Below are 23,694 nucleotides of genomic sequence, written 5' to 3'. Positions count from 1 at the left end.
TTTTGACTTTCAAAGTCAAATCAGGTACGACTTCTTTTTAAACAGATAAGAATGTGGTATCATTGTAAAGGACTATATAATAAAGGAGATGGACGTTTTTTGACAGATAATCAGTCAAAATCTTTGGAATTAATACTTACTGATTCTGATGATGCACACATGCTTTTAGGAACACATGATAAACATATCAAATTTTTAGAAGAGAATACCCACGTAACGATTAATAGTCGTGGCGAAGTTATTCAGTTAATTGGCGAATCATCAGAGGTAGAGTTAGTCGCTTCCGTGTTAAGAGCGCTACAAACATTAATTCAACGAGGCATCAAAGTGCATACGCCAGATGTCGTTTCTGCTTTAAAAATGGCCAAAGCTGGAAATTTAGAGGCGTTTATTGCCATGTATGAAGAAGAAATTATGAAGGACCATCATGGTCGGGCCATCCGAATTAAGAATGTTGGTCAAAAAAAATATATCGATGCAGTTAAAACTCATGACGTCATTTTCGGGGTGGGACCTGCGGGGACAGGAAAAACCTTTTTAGCCGTGGTGATGGCAGTAGCAGCCTTAAAAAAAGGCGAAGTACAAAAAATTATTTTAACTCGTCCAGCGGTGGAAGCTGGCGAAAGCTTGGGCTTTTTACCAGGTGACTTAAAAGAAAAAGTCGATCCTTATTTACGTCCAGTTTACGATGCCTTGTATCAAATTTTTGGTATGGATCATACAAATCGTTTAATGGAACGCGGCGTTATTGAAATTGCCCCGCTTGCTTATATGCGTGGTCGTACATTGGATGATGCTTTTGTCATTCTAGATGAAGCACAAAATACTACGGTTGCCCAAATGAAAATGTTTTTAACTCGTTTAGGGTTTAGTTCAAAAATGATTGTTAATGGAGATACTAGTCAGATTGACTTGCCACGTGGTGTAACAAGTGGTTTAGTTAACGCCGAGCGTACGTTAAAAGACATTGAAAAAATTGCCTTTGTAAATTTTGAAGCCAGTGACGTTGTGCGTCATCCGGTTGTAGCACAAATTATTCAAGCCTATGAAAAAGAACAACAAAAGCATTCCTAAGCAGTTAGGGAAGGAGTGAAAGTACCTTTTGAAAAAAGTACTTACAAAGTTAGGGGATCGTTTAGGTAAAGCCTATTTACCTATTTTATTAGCCGTTTTTTCTCTTCTTTTATTTATGATTATGTTTGGCAGTGTCCATCAGAAAAGAGTAGAAATTAAAGAAGGTCAACTGGCCGAGAAAACCATTCGTGCAAATAAAAATATCGAGAATACCTACGAAACAGAACAAAGAAAAAAATTGGCAGCAGAAGCTGTCACCCCCGAATATATTTATCAAGAAGATACGGCATCTGTCCAACATAATCGTATTGATAAATTATTTAAATTGATTGATTCTGCGAATGAAAAAGTAGACAAAGAGTACAGCAATAAGCAAGCGAAGGCCAAAAAGGAAGAAACGATTCCTGCGCCGACCGTGGAAGAACGAGTAGCTAGCTTAAAGTCATTGTTTGAATCTTTACCGCAAGATGAAGTTACGTTTTATCAAAGTTTTCCTAATATTTTTTATCAAACAATCTTTACATTAACCTCTGAGCAATTGGATAAGGTTCGTTCAGAAAGTTTGATGTTGGTGGATGATGCGATGCAAAATCACGTTCGAGAATCTGATTTAGATAAAATTCGCCAAGAAGCTAACGGTAAAATTCAATACTTAGATATTACGAGTACCATGCAACAAGTCATTCGTTACATTGTTAACCAAGGGATTGTGGTAAATGATATTGCCAATGAAAAACGAACAGAAGAGCTACGCCAAAAAGCGATGAATGCTGTTCAACCCGCAATGATTTATCAAGGCGAAATTATTGTTCGTGAAGGTACTCAAATTGATGCAAAAGCGGTCGAAAAACTTGAGTTACTAGGAATGACTAGTCAAAATACCTCTATTTTTCCGATGGTGGCATTAGCATTGGCTATTTTACTTCAAGTTGAAGTGTTGATTTTCTTTACAAAACAAGTGACTGAGCCTTCGCGACAACGCTCGTTTATTATCTTTTACACGGGTGCTATGCTAATCAGTGTTATTTTAATGAAATTCTTCCAGATTTTCCAAACAGAGCAGTTGATGTATATTCCCTTGTTCTATCCAGCAGCCTTTGCGCCGCTGATTCTAAATCATTTTGTGAATCGTCGTTCAGGGATAATCGCTGCCATTTTCCAAGTCGTTTTTGCGTTATTTATCTTTTATAATTCTATCGGCACAAACTCGTTGACGGTTATTCTGATTATGTACTTATTCTCAGGATTTCTAGCAACAGTTGTTAAACGGAAACGGATGAGTGAGCAAGTTTTCCCAGCTTTAATGTGGGTAGTGGTCTTTCCTGTTTTCATGGCGGTTGTCTTAATGATTTATCAAGGAATGAGTTTAACAGATGGTAAAACGTGGACAGCTTTAATTTGTGCAAGTGCAGGAACGGTACTTTCATTTTTAGCAACAATGGGCTTGCATCCGTATATCGAATTATTAGTGACCGATGATAGTATGATTGTCTTGAATGAATTAAGTAATCCGAACCATCCGTTGTTAAAACAACTGTTAGAAGAAGCGCCAGGTACCTATCATCATAGCATGATGGTGGCTAGTTTGAGTGCTAACGCTGTTGCTGAGATTGGCGGGCGGTCGCTATTAACACGAGTTGCTTGTTATTACCATGACATTGGCAAAATTAAACACGCCAATTTCTTTGTGGAAAACTTACCTGCTGGTGCAGAAAATCCACATAACTTTTTATTACCAGAAGATAGTAAACAAATTATTTTTGGCCACGTAATTGATGGCGCCAAAATTTTAGAAGAGTACAATATGCCGCAAATGGTGATTGACATTTGTCGTCAACATCATGGCACAACATTGATGAAATTTTTCTATGTGAAAGCAAAAGAACGCAATCCTGAAATTAAAGAATCCGACTTCCGTTATCCTGGGCCACGTCCACAAACACGAGAAGCAGGGATTGTGAGTATTGCTGATACTTGTGAGGCTGCTGTGCGGGCGATGGATCATCCGACCAACGAAAAAATTCAAGCCTTTGTGCATAATGTGATTCAAGATAGAATTTCAGATGGCCAATTAGATGAATGTGGGTTAACGATGAAAGAGATTCGCATCATTGAAAAATCATTAATTAATGGATTATGCAGTACCTTCCATTCACGGATTAAGTATCCAAAAATGAAAGCTGAAGCAGAAGAAATGAAAGATGAACAAGAAAAGAGAGATGACTAATGGATATTACTTTCATTGATGAAACCGAGAAAGTACCAACAGAAGAAATCAAAGAAATCGAAAACTTGCTGCAATTTGCAGCGGGTTTTCTAGAAATTGCCGAAGATACGGAGATGTCGGTGACTTTTACAGATAACGCAGGTATCCAAGTGATTAATCGTGACTATCGGGGCAAAGATATGCCTACAGATGTCATCAGTTTTGCTTTAGAGGATGAAGGGGAAGACGAATTGCCAATTATTTTTGATGATGAAGAGTTGGCAGAGCTACCACGGAATCTAGGTGATTTAATTATTTCAACAGAGCGAGCAGCAGAACAAGCAGTTGAATATGGGCACACATTGGAACGAGAAATGGGCTTTTTGGCAGTACATGGCTTTTTACATTTGAATGGGTACGATCATATGGAACCTGAAGATGAAAAAGAAATGTTTGGTTTACAGAAAGAGATTTTAGATGCGTATGGCCTTAAAAGATGAGCAAACAGGAAAAAATAAACATTTTATTAATTCATTAGAATTTGCCTGGCAAGGAATCAAAACAGTTTTTCGAGAAGAACGTAATATGCGCAAACATGTGGCGTTTGGTGTCACGGCCATTGTGTTTGGTTTCTTGTTTTCCTTAACACTTGCTGAATGGCTGTGGTTGCTATTGGCTGTTTTTCTTGTCTGGTTGGCAGAAATTATCAACACAATTTTTGAAAATGTCGTAGATATGTTTACGGATTTTCACTTTCATCCAATCGGAAAAAAAGTTAAAGACATGGCCGCAGGAGCTGTTTTATTAACAGCCGGTTTCGCAGTGCTAGTAGGACTAATTCTATTTGTACCAAAAATTTTACAAATCATTCAAATGTGGAAATAAGAGGAGAAATACAATGACAACTGAACATAAATCTGGTTTCGTAGCCATTGTCGGCAGACCAAATGTTGGAAAATCAACATTGTTAAATCGAATTGTCGGCCAAAAAATTGCAATTATGAGTGACAAAGCACAAACAACTCGTAATAAGATTCAAGGAATTTATACAATTCCTGAAGCACAAATTGTTTTTATCGATACTCCAGGGATTCACAAACCTAAACACCGCTTAGGCGATTTCATGGTGGAAAGTGCCTATAATGCGATGCGTGAAGTAGATGCTACTTTATTTATGGTAAGTGCTGATCAAAAACGCGGGAAAGGTGACGACTTTATTATTGAACGATTGAAAAATAATAATAGTCCAGTCTACTTGATTATTAATAAAATTGACAAAGTCCATCCAGATGATTTATTGAGTATCATTGAAGACTATTCGAAACAAATGGACTTTAAAGAAATTATTCCCATTTCTGCCACTGAAGGAAATAATTTTGAGCATTTGATGGATGTTCTCGTTGAGCAAATGCCAGAAGGACCACAGTATTTCCCTGATGACCAAATTACGGATCATCCAGAATATTTTATCGTTTCCGAATTAATTCGTGAAAAAGTGTTACTTTTAACAAGAGATGAGATTCCTCATTCTGTCGCTGTCGTTGTGGACTCAATGAAACGGGATGAAAACGATAAAGTCCATGTCCAAGCAACCATTATTGTGGAACGGGACAGTCAAAAAGGTATCATTATTGGCAAAGGCGGAAAAATGCTGAAACAAATTGGTACCAAGGCGCGTCAAGATATTGAATATTTATTAGATGACAAAGTGTATTTGGAGCTGTGGGTAAAAGTCCAAAAAGACTGGCGTGACAAAAAAATCTATTTACAAGATTTTGGTTATCGCAAAGAAGAATATTAAGAAAGTAGTGTTTGGGAAGCGAGTGTATAAACGAACTTTCCAAACACTACACTAATTTACATAAGAAATGGAAGTGAATTGAATGGCATTAAGGGAGACCAAAGGCATTATTTTATTTACGAAGGATTTTAAAGAAAAGGATAAACTCGTCAAAATTTTTACAGAATCCTATGGAAAATTGATGTTTTTTGTGAAAGGCGCGCATCGAAAAAATAATCCTCTTTTGCCAGCGATTCTGCCATTTACAGAAGCCGTCTACATCGGGAACTTTAGAGAAGAAGGCTTATCTTTTCTCAATAGCAGCAAAGAAGTTCAACCTTTTCGAAACATTCAACAAGACATATTTATTAACGCATATGGAACATATATTTTAAACTTAGTCGATGCAGCAATTGAAGATCAGCACTATGATCCGAACTTATTTCAATTTACCCACATGGCATTATCCGCTTTAAATGAGCAAAAAGATCCGGAAATCATTACAAATATTTTTGAAATTCAATTGTTAGAACGGTTTGGTGTACGACCAGAATGGCATCATTGTGTGGCTTGTGGCGAAACACAAGGGAAATTTGACTACTCTTCAAAGTATAGCGGTGTGCTTTGTGAAAAACATTGGCATTTAGATGAACAGCGCTACCATGCAGATCCTAGAGCGATTCATTTTATTCGCTTATTTGCGCAAGTCTCCTATGAAAAAGTCCAAAACATTCAAGTAAAAGAAGAAACTAAGAAAAGTATTCGAGAAACGATTGATATGTTATACGATGAATATGTTGGTTTGCACTTAAAAAGTAAAAAATTTATTGATCAAATGAAAACGTGGGAAAATACGTTAAAAATTCCGCCACGAAAGAAGGAAGAAAAATAAACGTAAACAAGCAGACGTTTTTCTAAAAAAATTTGACAACTTCCCTCAGACACCGTATTATGATAGAGAAGTTAAATACGTACGAAGAAAAAGAGAAGTAAAAAGAACCCTCTGTTAAGCGAATCTGGGAGAGTGGGAGCCAGAAACACGGAACTTTTGAAAGGCACTTTGGAGTACGACAAACGAAGCTGCCGATGAACACATCGGAAGTAGGGTGGAACCGCGATAATTATTCGTCCCTATGTCTATTAATAGGCATGGGGACTTTTTGCTGTGAATCACTACGATTGGCGCAAATGCGACAGAGTAGATGATGAACAGTACAAGGTGACCAAAGGGAACGTTGTCTCCTCTATGTTAAAACAAACTGCTTAGCCAAAAACATGGAGTAGATGATGAACAGCACAAGGTGACCAAAGGGAACGTTGTAACCGAATAAAAAAAGCAAACAGTTAACACCAAAAGAAAAAATAGTAACGTTTATTCAAAAAAGCTCAATTGGCGCAAAGGCGACAGAGTAGATGATGAACAGCATAAAAATTATCCCATTCTACAAAATTGTTTCTCTGTAGCCCTTTTTAAATTTACATTCCCGAAGCAAAGCCAATCCCTATGTCTATAAAAAATATTCCAAGGAGGAAAACAATGAAAAACAAGTTAACCGTACAAGAAATGATTTTAACCTTGCAAAAATTTTGGTCATCTAATGGCTGTATGTTAATGCAAGCCTATGATACAGAAAAGGGAGCCGGCACCATGAGTCCTTACACGTTTTTACGTGCCATTGGACCTGAACCATGGAATGCTGCCTACGTAGAACCTTCTCGTCGTCCAGCTGATGGACGCTATGGTGAAAATCCAAACCGTCTATACCAACATCATCAATTCCAAGTTGTAATGAAGCCTTCTCCTGAAAATATCCAAGAACTTTATCTAGAAAGTTTGAAATTATTAGGAATTGATCCATTAGAACATGACATTCGTTTTGTAGAAGATAACTGGGAAAATCCTTCAATGGGCTGTGCTGGTTTAGGTTGGGAAGTTTGGTTAGATGGCATGGAAATTACCCAATTTACGTATTTCCAACAAGTCGGGGGCTTACAATGTCATCCTGTCACTTCTGAAATTACTTACGGGTTAGAACGCTTAGCATCATATATCCAAGAAGTCGAAAGTGTCTATGATTTAGAATGGACACAAGGCGTTAAATATGGTGAAATTTTTGTGCAACCTGAATATGAACATTCAAAATATTCCTTTGAAATTAGTAACCAAGAAATGCTTTTAGAAAACTTTGACAAATTTGAAAAAGAAGCTAAACGCTGTATTGAAGAAAGCTTAGTTCACCCAGCCTATGATTATATTTTAAAATGTAGCCATACATTCAATTTATTAGATGCTCGCGGCGCTGTCTCTGTAACGGAACGTGCAGGATATTTAGCCCGCATTCGGAATATGGCTCGTTCCGTAGCGAAAATTTTTGTGGCTGAACGTGAAAAATTAGGGTTCCCATTATTAAATAAAGATCAAAGTGTATCCAAGGAGGCAGAATAACATGGCAAAAGATTTATTATTAGAAATTGGCTTAGAAGAAATGCCCGCACATGTTGTCACACCAAGCCGTATCCAACTTGAAGAAAAAGTAATCAAATTTTTAGATGAACATCATTTAGACTATGAAACAGTGCAATCCTTTGCCACACCTCGTCGTTTAGCCGTGAAAGTAACTGCGATTCCTGAAAAACAAGCGGATGTTGAAGAAGAAGTAAAAGGTCCAGCGAAAAAAATTGCTTTAGATGCTGAAGGAAATTGGTCAAAAGCTGCACAAGGTTTTGTACGCGGCCAAGGAGTTACAACTGAGGACATTGTTTTCAAAGAATTAAATGGTGTCGAATATGTCTATGTGACGAAGTTTACCAAAGGCCAAAGTGCCAAAGAGGTATTAACAAAATTAAATGACGTGATTACAAGTCTAACTTTCCCGGTAACAATGCACTGGGCAAACTATGATTTCGAATATATTCGTCCAATTCATTGGATTGTGGCACTACTTGATGATGAAGTAATTCCTTTCAAAGTGTTAGAGGTGACGACAGGGCAAACTTCTCGTGGACACCGTTTCTTGGGAGACGATGTGACGTTCCAACACGCTAATGAATATGAAACAAAATTAAAAGAACAATTTGTAGTGGTTCAACCGAATGAACGGAAACAAATGATTGTTGATCAAGCGAACGCACTCGCTGCAGAAAAAAATTGGCAGTTAGCTTTAGATGAAGAGTTATTGGAAGAAGTTACGAATTTAGTGGAATATCCAACTGCATTTGTAGGCAGTTTTGATGAAAAATATTTATCTGTTCCAGATGAAGTATTAGTGACTTCTATGAAAGAACACCAACGTTACTTTGAAGTTCGTAACGACCAAGGCTTATTAATGCCGCATTTTATCGCTGTTCGCAATGGGGATAATGTTCACCTTGAAAACGTGATTAAAGGAAATGAAAAAGTGTTAATTGCTCGTTTAGAAGATGCAGAATTCTTTTACAATGAAGATAAAAAATTAACGATTGAAGCATGTGTTGAAAAACTAAAAAATGTGACTTTCCATGAAAAGATTGGCTCAATTTATGAAAAAATGCAACGGGTTGCTTTAATTGCACAAATCATTGGTCGAAAAGTTGGCTTATCTGAGGATGAATTGGAAGATTTAAAACGTGCCTCTGAAATTTATAAATTTGACTTAGTAACAAATATGGTTGGTGAATTCCCAGAATTACAAGGAATTATGGGAGAAAAATATGCCTTATTACAAGGCGAAAAACCAGCCGTAGCAACGGCGATTCGAGAACATTATTTACCAACTTCCAGTGAAGGTGAATTGCCAGAAACAGCAATCGGGGCTGTTTTGGCCTTAGCCGATAAGCTTGACAGCGTCTTTTCATTCTTCTCAGTTGGTATGATTCCAACAGGTTCTAACGATCCTTATGCACTTCGTCGTCAAACCTATGGCGTTATCCGAATTATTGAAGATAAAGGCTGGACCTTCCCATTAGTCCAATTACAAACAGAAGTTGATGAAGCAGTGAATCAAGATGTTGAGAAATATGGCGTTTTACTAAACGAAGGACAAGCAGAAGTCGTTGAATTTGTGAAAGCTCGCTTACGTCAATTATTAATGACGAAAAATGTTCGCCATGACATTATCGATGCAGTGGTGTCTGCTGAGCAAGCCGATTTATCAAAATTATTTGCTTCAGCGAATATTTTAAAAAGCCGTTTTGAAGATCAAGATTTTAAACCATCAATGGAAGCCTTAACGCGTGTTATTAATTTAGCGAAAAAAGGTCAAGAACTTTTAGGTGATACTGAAGAAGGGATTGATCCAAGTCTGTTTGAAAATAAGGCAGAAAAAGAACTGTATCAAGCAGTTAACGATTTATCTGAAGCATTTGCGACACGCACGATTGCAGAAAACTATGAAGCACTAGTAAATCTACGTCCGTTAATTGATGCGTACTTCAATGAAACGATGGTTATGGTTGAGGATGAAAAAGTCAAACAAAACCGATTAAAACAATTAATGCAAATTGCTAAAATGGCGTTATCAATTGCTAGCTTAGATTTATTAATTGTGAAATAAAAAGCGCTGTTTTTCGACCGCTAAGGAGGAACCGACAGTATGCTAGAAACAACATTTGAACAAATTTTAACACAATTATCAAAGCCAGCTGTTCGTGCGCTAACGAATGAAAAAATCGACAGTGTGGATGAACTCTACGCACGAGGCCGAAAAGCGTTACTTTCGTTGCATGGCTTTGGTCCAAAGTCTATTCGAACTATTGAAGAGATGACTGGGAAAGAATTGAAGTAAAAAAAGGATCGCCGTTTAGAGGCGATCCTTTTTTTATTTACGTTTTTGTTTTCCAGCATTACGACCTTTATTGCCGTTTGCTTTTGGTTGGTTCGTTTTTTGCGTTACTTTGTTTGTTTCTTTTGGTGTCACATCCTTGATAGGAGTAACCACTTGTTTTGGTGGGTTATTTTTCAATTCTTCTTGTACTTGTTTTTTAATTCTTGGACGTAAGAGGATATTTGTGATGGCAGATTGAATACATGTGAAAATACCACCAACTACCCAGTAAAGCGCTACGCCTGCAGGTGAGCTAAAGGACATGAAAACAATCATTAATGGTGAAACAATCAGCATTGATTTCATTGTTTTCTTTTGTTCTTCAGGAATACCAATCATTGAAATATAACCTTGAGCTAAATAGGCTAAACCAGCTAATGCCACTAAAATCATATTTGGTTGCCCTAAATTCATTCCTAAGAAGCTTGCCGTGGCAATACCTTTTGTATAACGAGCAGCAAAGAACAGAGAAGAGAAAATAGGCATTTGAATTAATAAAGGCAAACAACCAATTCCGCCAACCATACTCACATTGTTTTCTTTATAAATCTTTTGTAGTTCTGCTTGTGCGGCCATTTGTTCTTCACGCGTACTTGCTTGTTTCATTTTTGCTTGTGCAACATCCACTTGGGGTTTGATTGCTTGCATTTTTTCCGTTTGGATAAAGCTTTTTTTCGATTGATGTAAGCCTAACGGTAAAATAATGATCCGTACAATAATGGTGATAAAAATAATCGCCCAACCATAGTTCCAATTAAAGTTATCGACAAGATAAGTAATTGCATTACTCATCGGTAAAACAAGGAAGTTATAGACAAAACCTTCACCAGTTGGTTGTCCATCTGCTCCTGTTTTCACACAGCCTGATAAAAACATTACTAAAAATAGTAAGCCAGAGCCGTAAAGCCATCGGTTTAATTTACGCATGTAATTCGGTCCTTTTCTAAAAAATTTTTACATGGTTAACTATACTTGAAACAGCGCTCTTTTTCAATCAAAATCGAAAAGAAGCTCTTACAAAAATCAATAAAAAGCAGGAACTACTTGCTGTTCAAGGCTTCTTCCCAAAGAAATCAATCGTTAGAAAGTAAGTTTATTGAATCACTTTAAATTGTTCCGTTTCTTCTAACAAAGGGTCTTCTTGAATATCAACATACGTTACACGTCCCGCTGGACTGGGGGAATCTTTGATTTTTTTGATAAATGTTTCCATTATGTCTTCAGGTGCAATTGCTGTGATTGAAACGGACCCGTCGTCTTCGTTCTTCACCGAACCAGTGACACCTAATTGATCTGCCACCATTTTGGTCATGTAGCGGAAGCCAACACCTTGGACACGTCCTTGTACATTCATTCTTAGTTTTTCCATGAGAGACACTTCCTTTGCTTTTTTCTTTATGATAGCGATTTTTCTTGGTTCTAGCAAGTATCCAAGCAAGCTAGAAGCATGCTATAATACAAAGGCGAGGTGACTTATGAAAGAAATTACATCAACGAAAAATAACCAATTAAAAGAATGGAAAAAATTACACAAAAAGAAGTACCGAGAAGAACTGAACCAATATATAATAGAAGGATTTCATTTAGTTGAAGAAGCTGTGAAGGCCAATGCCGATGTCCAGTGGATTTTGTTTAACCAAAGAGGTCAACAAGAATGGGGAACTTGGTTAGCTGAACAAGAAACAGAAAAATTAATTTTTGTTAGTGATGAGGTTTTAAATAGTTTGTCGGAGCTGCCAACTTCACAAGGAATTTTGGCAATTGTCACCTTGGAAACGCAACAAGAGCAGTCGCTTTCTTTTAAAGGTGGTTGGTTACTTTTAGATAATATCCAAGACCCTGGCAATGTTGGTACGATGATTCGCACAGCTGATGCAGCAGGTTTAGCAGGCGTGATTTTAGGTAAGGGCACAGCAGATATTTACAATACAAAAGTGTTGCGCTCAATGCAGGGAAGTCACTATCATTTACCAGTTCTCCAACGAGAGTTGACTGAAGTGGTTCAGGCATTCAAGAAGCAAGGACTACCAGTTTTCGGTACAGAATTAAATGAAGCTGCGATTGCTTATTATGAACAAGAGGCAGTGGAAAATTATGCGTTGATTTTAGGCAATGAAGGTAGTGGAGTTTCGCCAGAATTGTTAGCAGAAACCACGAAAAATCTTTATATTCCAATGAAAGGTCAAGCAGAATCATTGAATGTCGCTATCGCAGCGGGCGTGTTAATGTTTTATTTTGAAAATAATCAATAACAGAAACGAGTGTCAAAAAATGCTGACTATCAAAAAGACAACCCAGTTAACAGAAAAAGAATTAGAAACCATTATGGCTATTTGGCTGCAAACGAATCTAGAAGCTCATCCATTTGTCGCACCAACTTATTGGCAAGAAAATAAGGCATTTGTCCGCGCTGCGTTGCCAAAAGCAACACTGATCTTAGCGGAAGAAGAGGGTCAGATAATTGGGTTTTTAGGCTTAATGGATAACTATATCGCAGGAATTTTTATAAAAAAAGCGTTTCAAGGGAGGGGCATCGGCCAGAAATTACTGCAAGAAGCAAAAGAAGAACAGGATGTCTTATCTTTGGCTGTTTACAGGGAAAATCAAGCAGCTTACGCCTTTTATCAAAAACAAGGCTTTGTCCAACAAAAGCGAACCATCGATGAAACGGGAAACGAAGAATGTCATCTTGTTTGGCAAGCGCAGTAGGAGCGACATTTCTAGTTTTAAGGCTTGCTATTTTTCTGAAAATATCTTATACTGTTAAAGGTGTGATTTTCACACACGAAATCCACATTCTTTTCCATCTGCGAAGTGGTGCTACTACGGTAGTTCTTCAAGGAGTTGACGAAAAGAAGAGGAAAATAAAAACCAAACTGGAGGAAACACAACATGGCAGTAATTTCTATGAAACAATTACTAGAAGCCGGCGTACACTTTGGTCACCAAACTCGTCGCTGGAACCCAAAAATGAAGAAATATATCTTCACAGAAAGAAACGGTATCTACATCATTGACTTACAAAAAACAGTGAAATTAGTAGATGCAGCTTACGATTACATGAAAAACGTTGCAGAAGAAGGCGGCGTTGCTTTATTCGTAGGAACTAAAAAACAAGCACAAGAAGCAATCAAAGATGAAGCAATCCGCGCTGGTCAATACTATGTAAACCATCGTTGGTTAGGTGGTACGTTAACTAACTGGGATACAATCCAAAAACGTATTGCTCGCTTGAAAAAAATCAATGCAATGGAAGAAGACGGCACTTTCGAAGTTTTACCTAAGAAAGAAGTTGCTGGCTTAAACAAAGAACGTGAACGTTTAGAAAAATTCTTAGGTGGTATCGCTGATATGCCAAGAATTCCAGATGTAATGTATATCGTTGACCCACGTAAAGAACGCATTGCTGTTCAAGAAGCACACAAATTAAACATTCCAATCGTTGCAATGGTTGATACAAACTGTGATCCTGATGAGATCGATGTTGTAATTCCTTCAAATGATGATGCAATCCGCGCCGTGAAATTAATCACTGCTAAAATGGCTGATGCTTTCATCGAAGGTAACCAAGGGGAAGACCAAGCAACTGAAGAGTTATTCGTTGAAGAAACACCAGAAGCAACTTCAATCGAAGAAATCGTTGATGTTGTTGAAGGAAACAACGAATCAGCTGAATAATAATGATTACGGAGCTGTCTCAAAGGCTAGGCGACAAAAAGCCTGATTCTCCTTTGAGATAGCTTTTTTAAAAAGAATTGATAATATCCGAGGAGGACACAAATAATGGCAGACGTTACAGCTAAAATGGTAAAAGAATTACGCGATATGACTGGCGTTGGAATGATGGACGCTAAAAAAGCATTAGTAAAAGTAGAAGGCGACATGGAAAAAGCCGTAGACTTTTTACGTGAAAATGGTATGGCTAAAGCAGCGAAGAAAAATGACCGCATTGCGGCTGAAGGTTTAGCAAACGTAGCAACTGTAGGTAACGTTGCAGCAATCGTTGAAGTAAACTCAGAAACTGACTTCGTTTCTAAAAACGAAATGTTCCAAGATTTAGTTAAAGATATTGCGACTAAAGTTGCTGAAAACAAACCAGCTACGATGGAAGAAGCAATGGCTATTAAAACTGAAAAAGGCACAATCGAATCTGATTTAATCGAAGCAACAACTGTTATCGGTGAAAAAATCAGCTTCCGTCGTTTTGAAGTTGTCGAAAAAGCTGACAATGCTGCATTTGGCGCTTACTTACACATGGGTGGCCGTATTGCTGTATTAACAGTTATCGATGGCACAACTGACGAAGAAGTAGCGAAAGATGTTGCTATGCACATCGCGGCAATCAACCCTCGCTATGTCAATGAATCTCAAATTCCTCAAGAAGAATTAGAACACGAAAAAGCTGTGTTAACTGAACAAGCATTAAACGAAGGTAAACCAGCAAATATCGTTGAAAAAATGGTTGTTGGTCGTCTACAAAAATTCAAAGCAGAAATCGCTTTGGTTGACCAACCATTTGTTAAAGATCCAGATATGACTGTCGAAAAATTTGTTGCTTCTAAAGGCGGCGAAGTAAAATCATTCGTACGTTTTGAAGTTGGCGAAGGTATCGAAAAACGTGAAGATAACTTTGCGGATGAAGTAATGAGCCAAATGAAAAACTAAGAGCATCAAACGCTCGGTTGAAAAGCCGTGAATCATAAGTATCTAAACAGACAGCGATCCCCAAAGGAAGCTGCATAAATTGATTACTGCTTGATTCAAGGCAGTCTTTCAGCCATTTGGGAACGCATAACTTTGATATGCGCTCCCTTTTTTTAGGCAAAACCAGTGGATCGCACTGCTTGGTCTAAAAAATCATTTTGGTGAAAAGTCATCTAAATGAGGAATTGAATGATTTTTAGAGAATCTTGGAGGGAATTATGATGGTTAAACCTAAGTATCAACGTGTCGTATTAAAGTTAAGTGGAGAAGCGCTAGCCGGAGAAGACGGTTTTGGCATTAAACCACCAGTCATTAAAGAAATCGTCCAAGAAATTAAAGAGGTCCATGAATTAGGTATCGAAATGGCCATCGTGGTTGGCGGCGGAAACATCTGGCGTGGACAAATTGGTGCTCAAATGGGCATGGAACGTGCACAAGCGGATTATATGGGCATGTTAGCTACTGTGATGAATGCCTTAGCATTGCAAGATACATTAGAAAATCTTGGTGTGCCTACACGTGTTCAAACATCAATTGAAATGCGTCAAATTGCAGAACCATACATTCGTCGTCGTGCAGAACGTCATTTAGAAAAAGGCCGCGTTGTTATTTTTGCCGGAGGAACAGGAAATCCTTACTTCTCGACAGATACAACGGCTGCGTTACGAGCTGCAGAAGTAGATGCGGACGTCATCTTAATGGCGAAGAACAATGTTGATGGTGTTTATTCTGCGGATCCACGTGTGGATGAAACAGCGACAAAATTTGAAGAACTAACACATTTAGATGTTATTTCTAAAGGGCTACAAGTAATGGATTCAACAGCAAGCTCATTAAGTATGGATAACGATATTCCTTTAGTTGTCTTTAACCTAAATGAAGCAGGAAATATCCGTCGTGCCATCCTTGGTGAAAATATCGGAACAACTGTAAGGGGGAAATAAAGAATGTCTAAAGAAGTTTTAGCAACAGCCAAAGAAAAAATGACAAAAGCGGAAGAAAGCTTACGCCGTGAATTAGGTCAAATTCGTGCTGGTCGTGCGAACGCAAGTCTATTAGACCGTATTCAAGTAGAATATTATGGTGCACCAACACCAGTTAACCAATTAGCAAGTATCAATATCCCAGAAGCACGTGTATTAATGATTACACCGTTTGACAAAAATTCTATCGCTGACATTGAAAAAGCTATTCAAATGAGTGATATCGGCATTAGCCCAACCAATGATGGAAATGTCATCCGTTTAGTGATTCCACAATTAACGGAAGAACGTCGGAAAGAATTAGCCAAAGACGTGAAAAAAGAAGCGGAAAACTCAAAAGTTGCTGTCCGTAACGTTCGTCGTGATGCAATGGATGAGTTGAAAAAAGCTCAAAAAAATGGCGACATCACCGAAGATGAATTACGTTCATTTGAAAAAGATGTTCAAAAATTAACAGATGATAGCATCAAAAATATCGATGCGATTACTGCTGAAAAAGAACAAGAACTTTTAGAAGTATAAAACCAATCACTAATAAAAATTATTGAATCCAGAGAAGCAAATGCTCTGGATTTTTTTGTATAGATGAGGAAGGCGTATCTCAAATCTCTCTTTGCGAAAGTCATTCTAAAGTAATCATTTAAGAAAACGCTTTCTTTAATAAATTTTTTTATTCTACCAGAATTTTTTTCTTTGTGTAGGGACGATCACTTAAAAATATAGAGAAACTTTGAAATATCAGCCTTTTAAAATTTTCCTTCACAAATTGAATCCTAAAATTTGATGATAAGAGTTGTTATTTTTAGCAATTGTAATTTGCGATTCATTCTCAATTAGGCTAAAATGAGTGAGAACGGAAAAACGATTAAAACAAGTTGGAGGGAATTGTACATGTCTGTGTTAGAAATCAAAAATTTACACGTATCAATTGAAGATAAAAAGATTCTAAAAGGAGTCGATTTAACAATTAATACTGGAGAAATCCATGCAATTATGGGACCTAATGGAACTGGTAAATCTACTTTATCAGCAGCAATTATGGGAAATCCTAACTATGAAGTCACAGAAGGAGAAATTCTATTTGACGGCGTCAACGTTTTAGATTTAGAAGTAGACGAACGCGCTCGCTTAGGTTTATTCTTAGCAATGCAATACCCAAGCGAAATTCCAGGAATTACCAATGCTGAATTCATGCGTGCAGCAATCAATGCAAAACGTGACGAAGACAACAAAATGTCAGTCATGCAGTTCTTAAAAAAATTAGATAGCAAAATGGAATTATTAAATATGCCTGAAGAAATGGCTGAGCGTTACTTAAACGAAGGTTTTTCTGGCGGCGAGAAAAAACGAAATGAAATTTTACAATTATTGATGTTAGAGCCAACGTTTGCCATTTTAGATGAAATTGATTCAGGCTTAGATATCGATGCGTTAAAAGTAGTTTCTAAAGGGGTTAATGAAATGCGTGGCGAGAACTTTGGTGCGTTAATTATTACCCATTATCAACGCTTATTGAACTATATCACGCCAGATGTTGTTCATATCATGATGGAAGGCCGCGTTGTGAAAACCGGTGGGGCTGATTTGGCAAAACGTTTAGAAACAGAAGGCTATGCTGGTATCAGCCAAGAATTAGGTATTGATTACAAAGAAGAAGCGTAAGGAGGACAAGATAAATGAAAAAAGTAAATCTAATGGATTATCTTGACGAAGTCACCGCTTTTTCACTAGAACATGAAGAACCAGATTGGATGACTGAATTGCGAACAACGGCTTTAAAAAACGCTGACGAAAGTGAGTTACCACATATTGATCGTGTGAAATTTCATCGTTGGCCTTTATTAAATGTTCACATGGAAAGTTATGTGCCTTCTGAAGGAAATGTCGCAAGTTTTGATCAAATGAAAGACAATCCTTTAATTGTCCAACAAGGATCTTTTCATGCTTTTGAGCAATTGCCAGCCTCATTAGCGGAACAAGGGGTAATTTTTACAGACATTTTTACTGCTTTACAAGAGCACCCAGAATTAGTTAAAGAATACTATATGACTAAAGCCGTATTACCAGAAGAGGATAAGCTGACAGCAGCTCATGCAGCTTTCATGAATAGTGGCGTTTTCTTATACGTTCCTAAAAACGTAGTGATTGAAGAGCCCATTGAATCTTTGTTTATTCAGGATTCAGATAGCAACCAACCTTTCTTTAAACATGTTTTAATCGTTGCAGATAATCATAGTGAATTCAGTTATTTAGAACGTTTTCAATCAACTGGTCATCACGCAGAGAAAGCTTCTGGAAATATCGTTGTGGAAGTGATTGCGAAAGATGGCGCAAAAGTTAAATACTCAGCCGTGGATCAATTAGGGCAAACTGTAACGACTTATATGAATCGTCGTGGCTATATTATGCGGGATGCCTCTGTTGATTGGGCTCTAGGCGTCATGAATGATGGCGATGTTGTGGCTGATTTTGATTCTGATTTAGTTGGCGAAGGCGCTCATTCAGAAGTTAAAGTTGTTGCAATTAGTGCAGGTAAACAAACACAAGGCATCGACACACGAGTGACAAACAAAGCGCCACATTCAATTGGTCATATTTTACAACATGGAGTTATTCGTGAACGTGGTACTTTAACGTTTAACGGAATTGGCCACATTTTAAAAGGAGCAAAAGGAGCCGACGCACAGCAAGAAAGTCGTGTTTTAATGCTGTCTGATAAAGCTCGTGGTGATGCCAATCCAATTCTTTTAATTGATGAAAATGAAGTGACTGCCGGACACGCAGCCAGCGTTGGTCGAGTAGATCCAGAAGAAATGTATTATTTAATGAGCCGCGGCTTGCGTAAAGAAGAAGCGGAACGTTTGGTGATTCGTGGCTTCCTAGGTTCTGTCATTACAGCAATTCCAGTTAAAGAAGTACAAAATGAATTTGTAGAAGTAATTGAAGGGAAGTTAAACGCATGATGGATGCAGCAACCATTCGTCAATCGTTTCCTATTTTATTTCAAGAAGTTAATGATGAACCGCTAGTTTATTTAGACAATGCTGCGACAACCCAAAAACCAACGGCAGTGTTAGATATTTTACGACATTATTATGAAACCGATAATGCCAATGTTCATCGTGGGGTGCACACGTTAGCCGAACGAGCAACGAAGGACTATGAAGCCTCCCGCGAAAAGGTTCGCCAATTTATCCATGCTAAAGAAACAGCGGAAGTTTTATTTACACGAGGAACAACAACCAGTTTGAATTGGATTGCCAAAAGTTATGGTGACTTGGCAGTTACAGCCGGGGATGAAATCGTCATATCTTACATGGAACATCATTCAAACATTATTCCCTGGCAACAATTAGCTCAACGTACAGGGGCCATTTTGAAGTATATAGACGTCACTGAAGACGGCTTTTTAGATATGGCAAGTGCACGTCAACAAATTACAGAAAAAACGAAAATTGTTTCGATTGCTCATGTTTCAAATGTGTTAGGGGTCATTAATCCAATCGAAGAATTAACACAATTAGCTCATCAAAATGGCGCTGTGATGGTGGTAGACGGCGCGCAAGCAGTTCCTCATATGCCTGTGGACGTTCAAGCCATCGATGCTGATTTTTATGCATTTAGTGGTCACAAAATGTGTGGACCAACTGGAATTGGTGTCCTTTATGGCAAACGTCATTTATTGGAACAAATGGAACCTGTGGAATTTGGTGGCGAAATGATTGACTTTGTTCATCTTCAAGAAAGTACTTGGAAAGAGCTTCCATGGAAATTTGAAGCTGGCACACCTAATATTGCTGGGGCAATTGCCTTAGGTGCCGCCATTGATTATTTAACAGAAATTGGTTTAGAGGCCATTCATCAACATGAAGCAGCCCTTGTTCACTATGTTTTGCCGAAGTTGCAAGCTATCGAGGGCTTGACGATTTATGGTCCACAGAATCCAAAAGACCACACAGGTGTGATTGCTTTTAATATTGACGGTTTACATCCACATGATGTGGCTACGGCGTTAGATATGGAAGGGGTCGCTGTCAGAGCGGGTCACCATTGCGCGCAACCGTTATTAAACTATTTGAGCGTGCCAGCAACCGCACGGGCAAGTTTTTATTTATACAATACCAAAGAAGACGCAGATCGCTTAGTTGAAGCGATTAAAGCGACAAAGGAGTTTTTCCAGCATGGCACTTTCTAAATTAGATAACTTATATCGCCAAGTCATTTTGGACCATTCTAGCCACCCACATCACCACGGAACGCTAGATGCGTCTAGCCAAACAATTGAACTGAATAATCCTACTTGTGGAGATGTGATTGAACTGGATGTGGCCATTGAAGACGGTGTGATTAAAGATATCGCCTTTCAAGGAAGTGGCTGTTCCATCAGTACAGCCAGTGCTAGTATGATGACTGATGCAGTCTTAGGAAAAACAATCGCCGAAGCAACGGCCTTAGCAGAGGATTTCTCTCAACTTGTTCAAGGAAATGAAGTGGCCGAAGATGAAAAATTAGGCGATGCAGCAATGTTAAGCGGCGTAGCTAAATTTCCAGCTCGGATTAAATGTGCAACCCTGGCTTGGAAAGCCTTAGAGCAGGCTGTTGCTAATAACGGCCAAGGCGAAGCCGGTCATTTACATTGTGAAAAATAAAGAAAGGGTGACGACGAATTGAGTACAGTACCTGAATTAGAAGAATATAAATTTGGCTTTCACGACGATGTGGAACCAGTCTTTAGTACCGGAGACGGCCTAACAGAAGACGTCGTTCGCGAAATTTCTCGCGTGAAAGGCGAACCAGAATGGATGCTTGACTTCCGTTTAAAATCGTTAGAACAATTCAATAAAATGCCCATGCAAGAATGGGGTCCAGACCTGTCAGATATTGACTTTAGTAAAATTAAATATTACCAAAAACCGAGTGATAAACCCGCACGCGATTGGGATGATGTACCTGATAAAATCAAAGAAACCTTTGAAAAAATTGGGATTCCCGAAGCTGAGCGTGCTTATCTAGCTGGGGCTTCTGCTCAATATGAATCAGAAGTTGTTTACCACAATATGAAAGAAGAATTTGAAAAATTAGGCATCATTTTTACAGATACCGACTCTGCTTTAAAAGAATATCCTGACTTATTCAAAGAGTATTTTTCAAAACTTGTGCCACCAACAGATAATAAACTGGCCGCTTTAAACTCAGCTGTTTGGTCAGGTGGAACCTTTATTTATGTACCAAAAGGCGTTCGAGTTGATGTACCATTACAAACATATTTCCGAATCAACGCTGAAAATACCGGCCAATTTGAACGGACCTTGATTATTGTCGATGAAGGAGCCAGCGTTCACTATGTTGAAGGATGTACGGCACCCACGTATTCAAGTAACAGCTTGCATGCGGCCATCGTAGAAATTTTCACAAGAAAAGATGCTTATTGTCGTTATACCACTATTCAAAACTGGTCAGATAACGTTTACAACTTAGTAACCAAACGTGCTAAAGCTTACGAAGGTGCCACTGTCGAATGGATTGATGGGAACCTAGGAGCTAAAACAACCATGAAATACCCAAGCGTTTACTTAGATGGCAAAGGTGCCCGTGGCACGATGTTATCGATTGCCTTTGCTGGCGCTAACCAAATCCAAGATACTGGGGCCAAAATGATTCACAATGCGCCGAATACCTCTAGCTCAATTGTTTCAAAATCAATTGCTAAAGACGGCGGCGAAGTTAATTACCGTGGCCAAGTGACTTTTGGCAAAGACAGCGCAGGCTCGATTTCCCACATCGAATGTGACACGATTATCATGGACGAAAAATCAAAATCAGATACGATTCCGTTTAACGAAATCCATAACAGCCAAGTGTCCTTAGAACACGAAGCCAAAGTTTCAAAAATTTCTGAAGAACAATTATATTATTTAATGAGTCGCGGCTTATCTGAAGCCGAAGCGACAGAAATGATTGTTATGGGCTTTGTTGAACCATTTACGAAAGAATTACCGATGGAATATGCGGTTGAGTTGAATCGGTTGATTAGTTATGAGATGGAAGGCAGTGTGGGATAAACCTGTTATAGGAGCTAGAACCCTTAATCTATAAGGATTCTAGCTTTTTTATTTTGTCTTGATAGTAGAAATGACCAGCTTTTTACTGATGAGCCATCATATCAGCAAACTCTTGACCAGTTTTCTTAGGGGCGCTGTTCGCAATATCTGTATAGATAGATTACGTTACTTTTCTATTTATGTTGATGAGTCTATTCCAAATGATCAGCAAGCTATATCAGAAGCAATTAGCCTATCTGTTCAGCAGAATGTGGGAGAAGGGATAACAGTAAGTTTAAAAGAGCCACTGAAAACGGGGTACACTCTTACTCTAATTGAAGTACAACCAACTCAAGCTAATCATACCTTCGGTAGAATGATACAAGGAATTGGATGAATAGGATATAGAATCCTACCCCGTTATTATTTGACCGTACTGAGGGTATCCTTTAAATGAGCTACAGTGCTCACTGGGGGTATTCTTTTTTTGACTTTTGTAAAAGGTTAATAAGTTTTGATACATGAAACGAAATGAAAAAAAGGCTTATAAACGTTGAGGTAGAACGGTTTTTATGTTTCAAATACAGATGAAATGAAAAATAGTTTTTGGTTGAAAATCCTTAAAAAGTACTACATAGTTGTGGGAGTTATTGTAGATGAGACAGACCTACAAATATTTCATATAGCTTCTATTGGTTATCCTTGGCTAAAGAAGGATGATATAATAAGAAACGAGGTGATTGAATGGGAGATAAGATAGCTAAAAATGAAACTATACATGATTTAGAAGAAAGTATACAAGGAGCTAAACTTCTAAGCAGTATTTCTTCATTATTTGGTATTAAAATTGATGAAGATTTTGATTTGCTAGAAAAAAGGATAATAGAAATTAAAGAATTACCAGATAAGTTTAATGAAATATTTTCTTCTAGAGGATGGATTGCGCATGATTCTTTAGATGTTAAAGTAATGAAAGAATGTGTGGAACAGGGAATAGATGGGGAAAGTCTTCTTATAAATTATTATGAAGGAAAGCTAGAATGGCTAATTAACATGTTATCTTATAGACCTATATTCAAGGAAAGAGCTGAGTTACTAAATTTGGCTAAAAAAGACTATTTTGAGGAAAGATATCATAGCTGTATCCCAATTGTGTTAATGTTGGTTGATGGTATAGTTAATGACATTAAACCAACAGGGTTATTTGCTGATACGACAGATTTAGACGTATGGGATAGTATTGCAGGTCATTCTACAGGACTAAATTCTCTTGTAGATATTTTAAAGAAAAATAGAACAAAAACTAATGTAGAACCGATTTATTTACCTTATAGAAACGGTATACTACATGGTAGGGAATTGAAATATAATAATAAGATAGTTGCTATTAAGACATTTGCCATTTTATTTTATGTGAATGACTGGATTCAGTCTTTAGAAAGTGAAGAAAAAAGAAGAGAAGAGTATCTAGAAGAGAAAAAGAAAAGTAGAGAAACAAGTTTTTTTGATATAGCTAGGAAATATACTGATCACAAAAAGAAGTTACAAAAAATGGATAAGCTACTTGAAGAATGGCAACCAAGAAAATTTGAAAATGGTTATGAGCACTTTACTATTAAAGATGGGACACCAGAAGCCAATGCTATTAAATTTTTAGAATGCATTAAAAAAGGAAACTTTGGTACACCAGTTAGTTTGTATTTTGAAAATATATATGGAAAAGTTTCAGTGAAAGAAAAAGCTGGTCTATTTAGAAAAGAATATGAGGATATCAGATTGGATAGTTGTTCTATAACTAAAATAGATGACAAAGGTGCGTCAGTGAGTCATGTATATATATCTATGGTTTATAGACTTGATGGTGTATGCAAAAATAAAGAATTAGATTTTAGGATGATATATGAAAAACAAGGAGAAGTTGAAAACAGGCTGATAGAGGGAGGAGAATGGAAAATAGTGAATATAGAAGGGATAATAGACCAATTGAAATCTTAGTACATTTTTTCACCTACTATATGTAGGGGGTGGATAATCTTTAATTATTATGTTCAGATGATTTGGTAGCGTTCTACAATTAGTTTTTCGTATTTAATATATAGTTTGT

24 protein-coding genes are annotated in these 23,694 nt (G+C 37.6%); 22 read left to right on the top strand and 2 right to left on the bottom strand.

Annotation, left to right across the window (positions count from 1 at the left end):
- The first annotated feature begins 159 nt into the window (after nt 1-159).
- From IGJ90_RS09870 to IGJ90_RS09830, 9 genes are all read left to right on the top strand, one after another.
- Complete coding sequence (locus tag IGJ90_RS09870; protein ID WP_369810298.1) at nt 160-1,074, top strand: PhoH family protein; 915 nt, start codon at nt 160-162, stop codon at nt 1,072-1,074.
- Between the two features lie 28 nt (nt 1,075-1,102).
- Nucleotides 1,103-3,301, top strand: coding sequence for an HD family phosphohydrolase (locus IGJ90_RS09865; RefSeq protein ID WP_438768055.1), 2,199 nt, complete (start codon nt 1,103-1,105; stop codon nt 3,299-3,301).
- Nucleotides 3,301-3,780, top strand: coding sequence for an rRNA maturation RNase YbeY (gene ybeY, locus IGJ90_RS09860; protein WP_002356745.1), 480 nt, complete (start codon nt 3,301-3,303; stop codon nt 3,778-3,780). The genes IGJ90_RS09865 and ybeY overlap by 1 nt, the downstream gene beginning before the upstream one ends.
- Nucleotides 3,764-4,165 (top strand): diacylglycerol kinase family protein, encoded by a 402-nt coding sequence (locus tag IGJ90_RS09855; protein WP_002382764.1) that lies wholly within the window; start codon nt 3,764-3,766, stop codon nt 4,163-4,165. Before ybeY ends, IGJ90_RS09855 begins: the two co-directional genes overlap by 17 nt.
- Before the next feature lie 13 nt (nt 4,166-4,178).
- Nucleotides 4,179-5,081, top strand: coding sequence for a GTPase Era (gene era / locus IGJ90_RS09850; protein WP_002359745.1), 903 nt, complete (start codon nt 4,179-4,181; stop codon nt 5,079-5,081).
- 82 nt (nt 5,082-5,163) lie between these two features.
- The gene (gene recO, locus IGJ90_RS09845; RefSeq protein WP_438768053.1) at nt 5,164-5,952 is read left to right on the top strand and encodes a DNA repair protein RecO; all 789 of its coding nucleotides are present in this window, start codon (nt 5,164-5,166) and stop codon (nt 5,950-5,952) included.
- Nucleotides 5,953-6,597: 645 nt separating this feature from the next.
- The gene (gene glyQ / locus IGJ90_RS09840) at nt 6,598-7,506 is read left to right on the top strand and encodes a glycine--tRNA ligase subunit alpha (protein ID WP_002379669.1); all 909 of its coding nucleotides are present in this window, start codon (nt 6,598-6,600) and stop codon (nt 7,504-7,506) included.
- A gap of 1 nt (nt 7,507) precedes the next feature.
- Complete coding sequence (glyS, locus tag IGJ90_RS09835; RefSeq protein WP_002367052.1) at nt 7,508-9,592, top strand: glycine--tRNA ligase subunit beta; 2,085 nt, start codon at nt 7,508-7,510, stop codon at nt 9,590-9,592.
- Nucleotides 9,593-9,631: 39 nt separating this feature from the next.
- Nucleotides 9,632-9,823, top strand: a complete 192-nt coding sequence (locus IGJ90_RS09830) for a DNA-directed RNA polymerase subunit alpha C-terminal domain-containing protein (RefSeq protein WP_002356753.1) — start codon at nt 9,632-9,634, stop codon at nt 9,821-9,823.
- Between the two features lie 33 nt (nt 9,824-9,856).
- Here IGJ90_RS09830 and yidC read toward each other — a convergent pair whose 3' ends face one another.
- Together yidC and IGJ90_RS09820 are read right to left on the bottom strand one after the other, a co-directional pair.
- A complete protein-coding gene (yidC, locus tag IGJ90_RS09825; protein ID WP_002356755.1) occupies nt 9,857-10,789 on the bottom strand; it encodes a membrane protein insertase YidC in 933 nt (310 codons plus the stop codon).
- A gap of 166 nt (nt 10,790-10,955) precedes the next feature.
- On the bottom strand, nt 10,956-11,231 hold the full coding sequence (locus tag IGJ90_RS09820) for an acylphosphatase (RefSeq protein WP_002356756.1): 276 nt from the start codon (nt 11,229-11,231) through the stop codon (nt 10,956-10,958).
- Between the two features lie 106 nt (nt 11,232-11,337).
- Between IGJ90_RS09820 and IGJ90_RS09815 the strand changes: the two genes are divergently transcribed.
- The 13 genes from IGJ90_RS09815 (at nt 11,338) to IGJ90_RS09755 (ending at nt 23,585) form a co-directional block, all read left to right on the top strand.
- Nucleotides 11,338-12,114, top strand: coding sequence for a TrmH family RNA methyltransferase (locus IGJ90_RS09815; protein ID WP_002356757.1), 777 nt, complete (start codon nt 11,338-11,340; stop codon nt 12,112-12,114).
- A 19-nt stretch (nt 12,115-12,133) separates the two neighbouring features.
- Nucleotides 12,134-12,571 carry a GNAT family N-acetyltransferase gene (locus IGJ90_RS09810; protein ID WP_438768051.1) on the top strand — a complete coding sequence of 146 codons (438 nt, stop codon included), beginning with the start codon at nt 12,134-12,136 and terminating at the stop codon, nt 12,569-12,571.
- Between the two features lie 183 nt (nt 12,572-12,754).
- On the top strand, nt 12,755-13,540 hold the full coding sequence (gene rpsB, locus IGJ90_RS09805) for a 30S ribosomal protein S2 (RefSeq protein WP_002356759.1): 786 nt from the start codon (nt 12,755-12,757) through the stop codon (nt 13,538-13,540).
- A 105-nt stretch (nt 13,541-13,645) separates the two neighbouring features.
- Entirely contained in the window at nt 13,646-14,527 is an 882-nt protein-coding gene (tsf, locus tag IGJ90_RS09800; protein ID WP_002356760.1) for a translation elongation factor Ts, read from the top strand.
- A 260-nt stretch (nt 14,528-14,787) separates the two neighbouring features.
- Nucleotides 14,788-15,510, top strand: coding sequence for a UMP kinase (pyrH, locus tag IGJ90_RS09795; protein ID WP_002356761.1), 723 nt, complete (start codon nt 14,788-14,790; stop codon nt 15,508-15,510).
- A gap of 3 nt (nt 15,511-15,513) precedes the next feature.
- On the top strand, nt 15,514-16,071 hold the full coding sequence (gene frr, locus IGJ90_RS09790; protein ID WP_002356762.1) for a ribosome recycling factor: 558 nt from the start codon (nt 15,514-15,516) through the stop codon (nt 16,069-16,071).
- A 369-nt stretch (nt 16,072-16,440) separates the two neighbouring features.
- A complete protein-coding gene (gene sufC / locus IGJ90_RS09785) occupies nt 16,441-17,211 on the top strand; it encodes a Fe-S cluster assembly ATPase SufC (RefSeq protein WP_002356763.1) in 771 nt (256 codons plus the stop codon).
- A gap of 14 nt (nt 17,212-17,225) precedes the next feature.
- A complete protein-coding gene (gene sufD / locus IGJ90_RS09780; protein ID WP_438768049.1) occupies nt 17,226-18,512 on the top strand; it encodes a Fe-S cluster assembly protein SufD in 1,287 nt (428 codons plus the stop codon).
- Nucleotides 18,509-19,744, top strand: a complete 1,236-nt coding sequence (locus tag IGJ90_RS09775; protein ID WP_002410793.1) for a cysteine desulfurase — start codon at nt 18,509-18,511, stop codon at nt 19,742-19,744. Before sufD ends, IGJ90_RS09775 begins: the two co-directional genes overlap by 4 nt.
- Nucleotides 19,731-20,198 (top strand): Fe-S cluster assembly sulfur transfer protein SufU, encoded by a 468-nt coding sequence (sufU, locus tag IGJ90_RS09770; protein WP_002356768.1) that lies wholly within the window; start codon nt 19,731-19,733, stop codon nt 20,196-20,198. The genes IGJ90_RS09775 and sufU overlap by 14 nt, the downstream gene beginning before the upstream one ends.
- Nucleotides 20,199-20,216: 18 nt before the next feature.
- On the top strand, nt 20,217-21,611 hold the full coding sequence (gene sufB, locus IGJ90_RS09765; protein WP_002356769.1) for a Fe-S cluster assembly protein SufB: 1,395 nt from the start codon (nt 20,217-20,219) through the stop codon (nt 21,609-21,611).
- Between the two features lie 70 nt (nt 21,612-21,681).
- Nucleotides 21,682-21,987 carry a hypothetical protein gene (locus tag IGJ90_RS09760; protein WP_002367010.1) on the top strand — a complete coding sequence of 102 codons (306 nt, stop codon included), beginning with the start codon at nt 21,682-21,684 and terminating at the stop codon, nt 21,985-21,987.
- A 347-nt stretch (nt 21,988-22,334) separates the two neighbouring features.
- The gene (locus tag IGJ90_RS09755) at nt 22,335-23,585 is read left to right on the top strand and encodes a hypothetical protein (protein WP_002367008.1); all 1,251 of its coding nucleotides are present in this window, start codon (nt 22,335-22,337) and stop codon (nt 23,583-23,585) included.
- The last annotated feature ends 109 nt before the right edge of the window (nt 23,586-23,694 follow it).

Source organism: Enterococcus sp. AZ129 (assembly GCF_051714505.1).
Classification (GTDB): domain Bacteria; phylum Bacillota; class Bacilli; order Lactobacillales; family Enterococcaceae; genus Enterococcus; species Enterococcus faecalis.
Note: the sequence above shows the minus strand (reverse complement) of the source record. Positions and strands in the feature narration are given on the sequence as shown.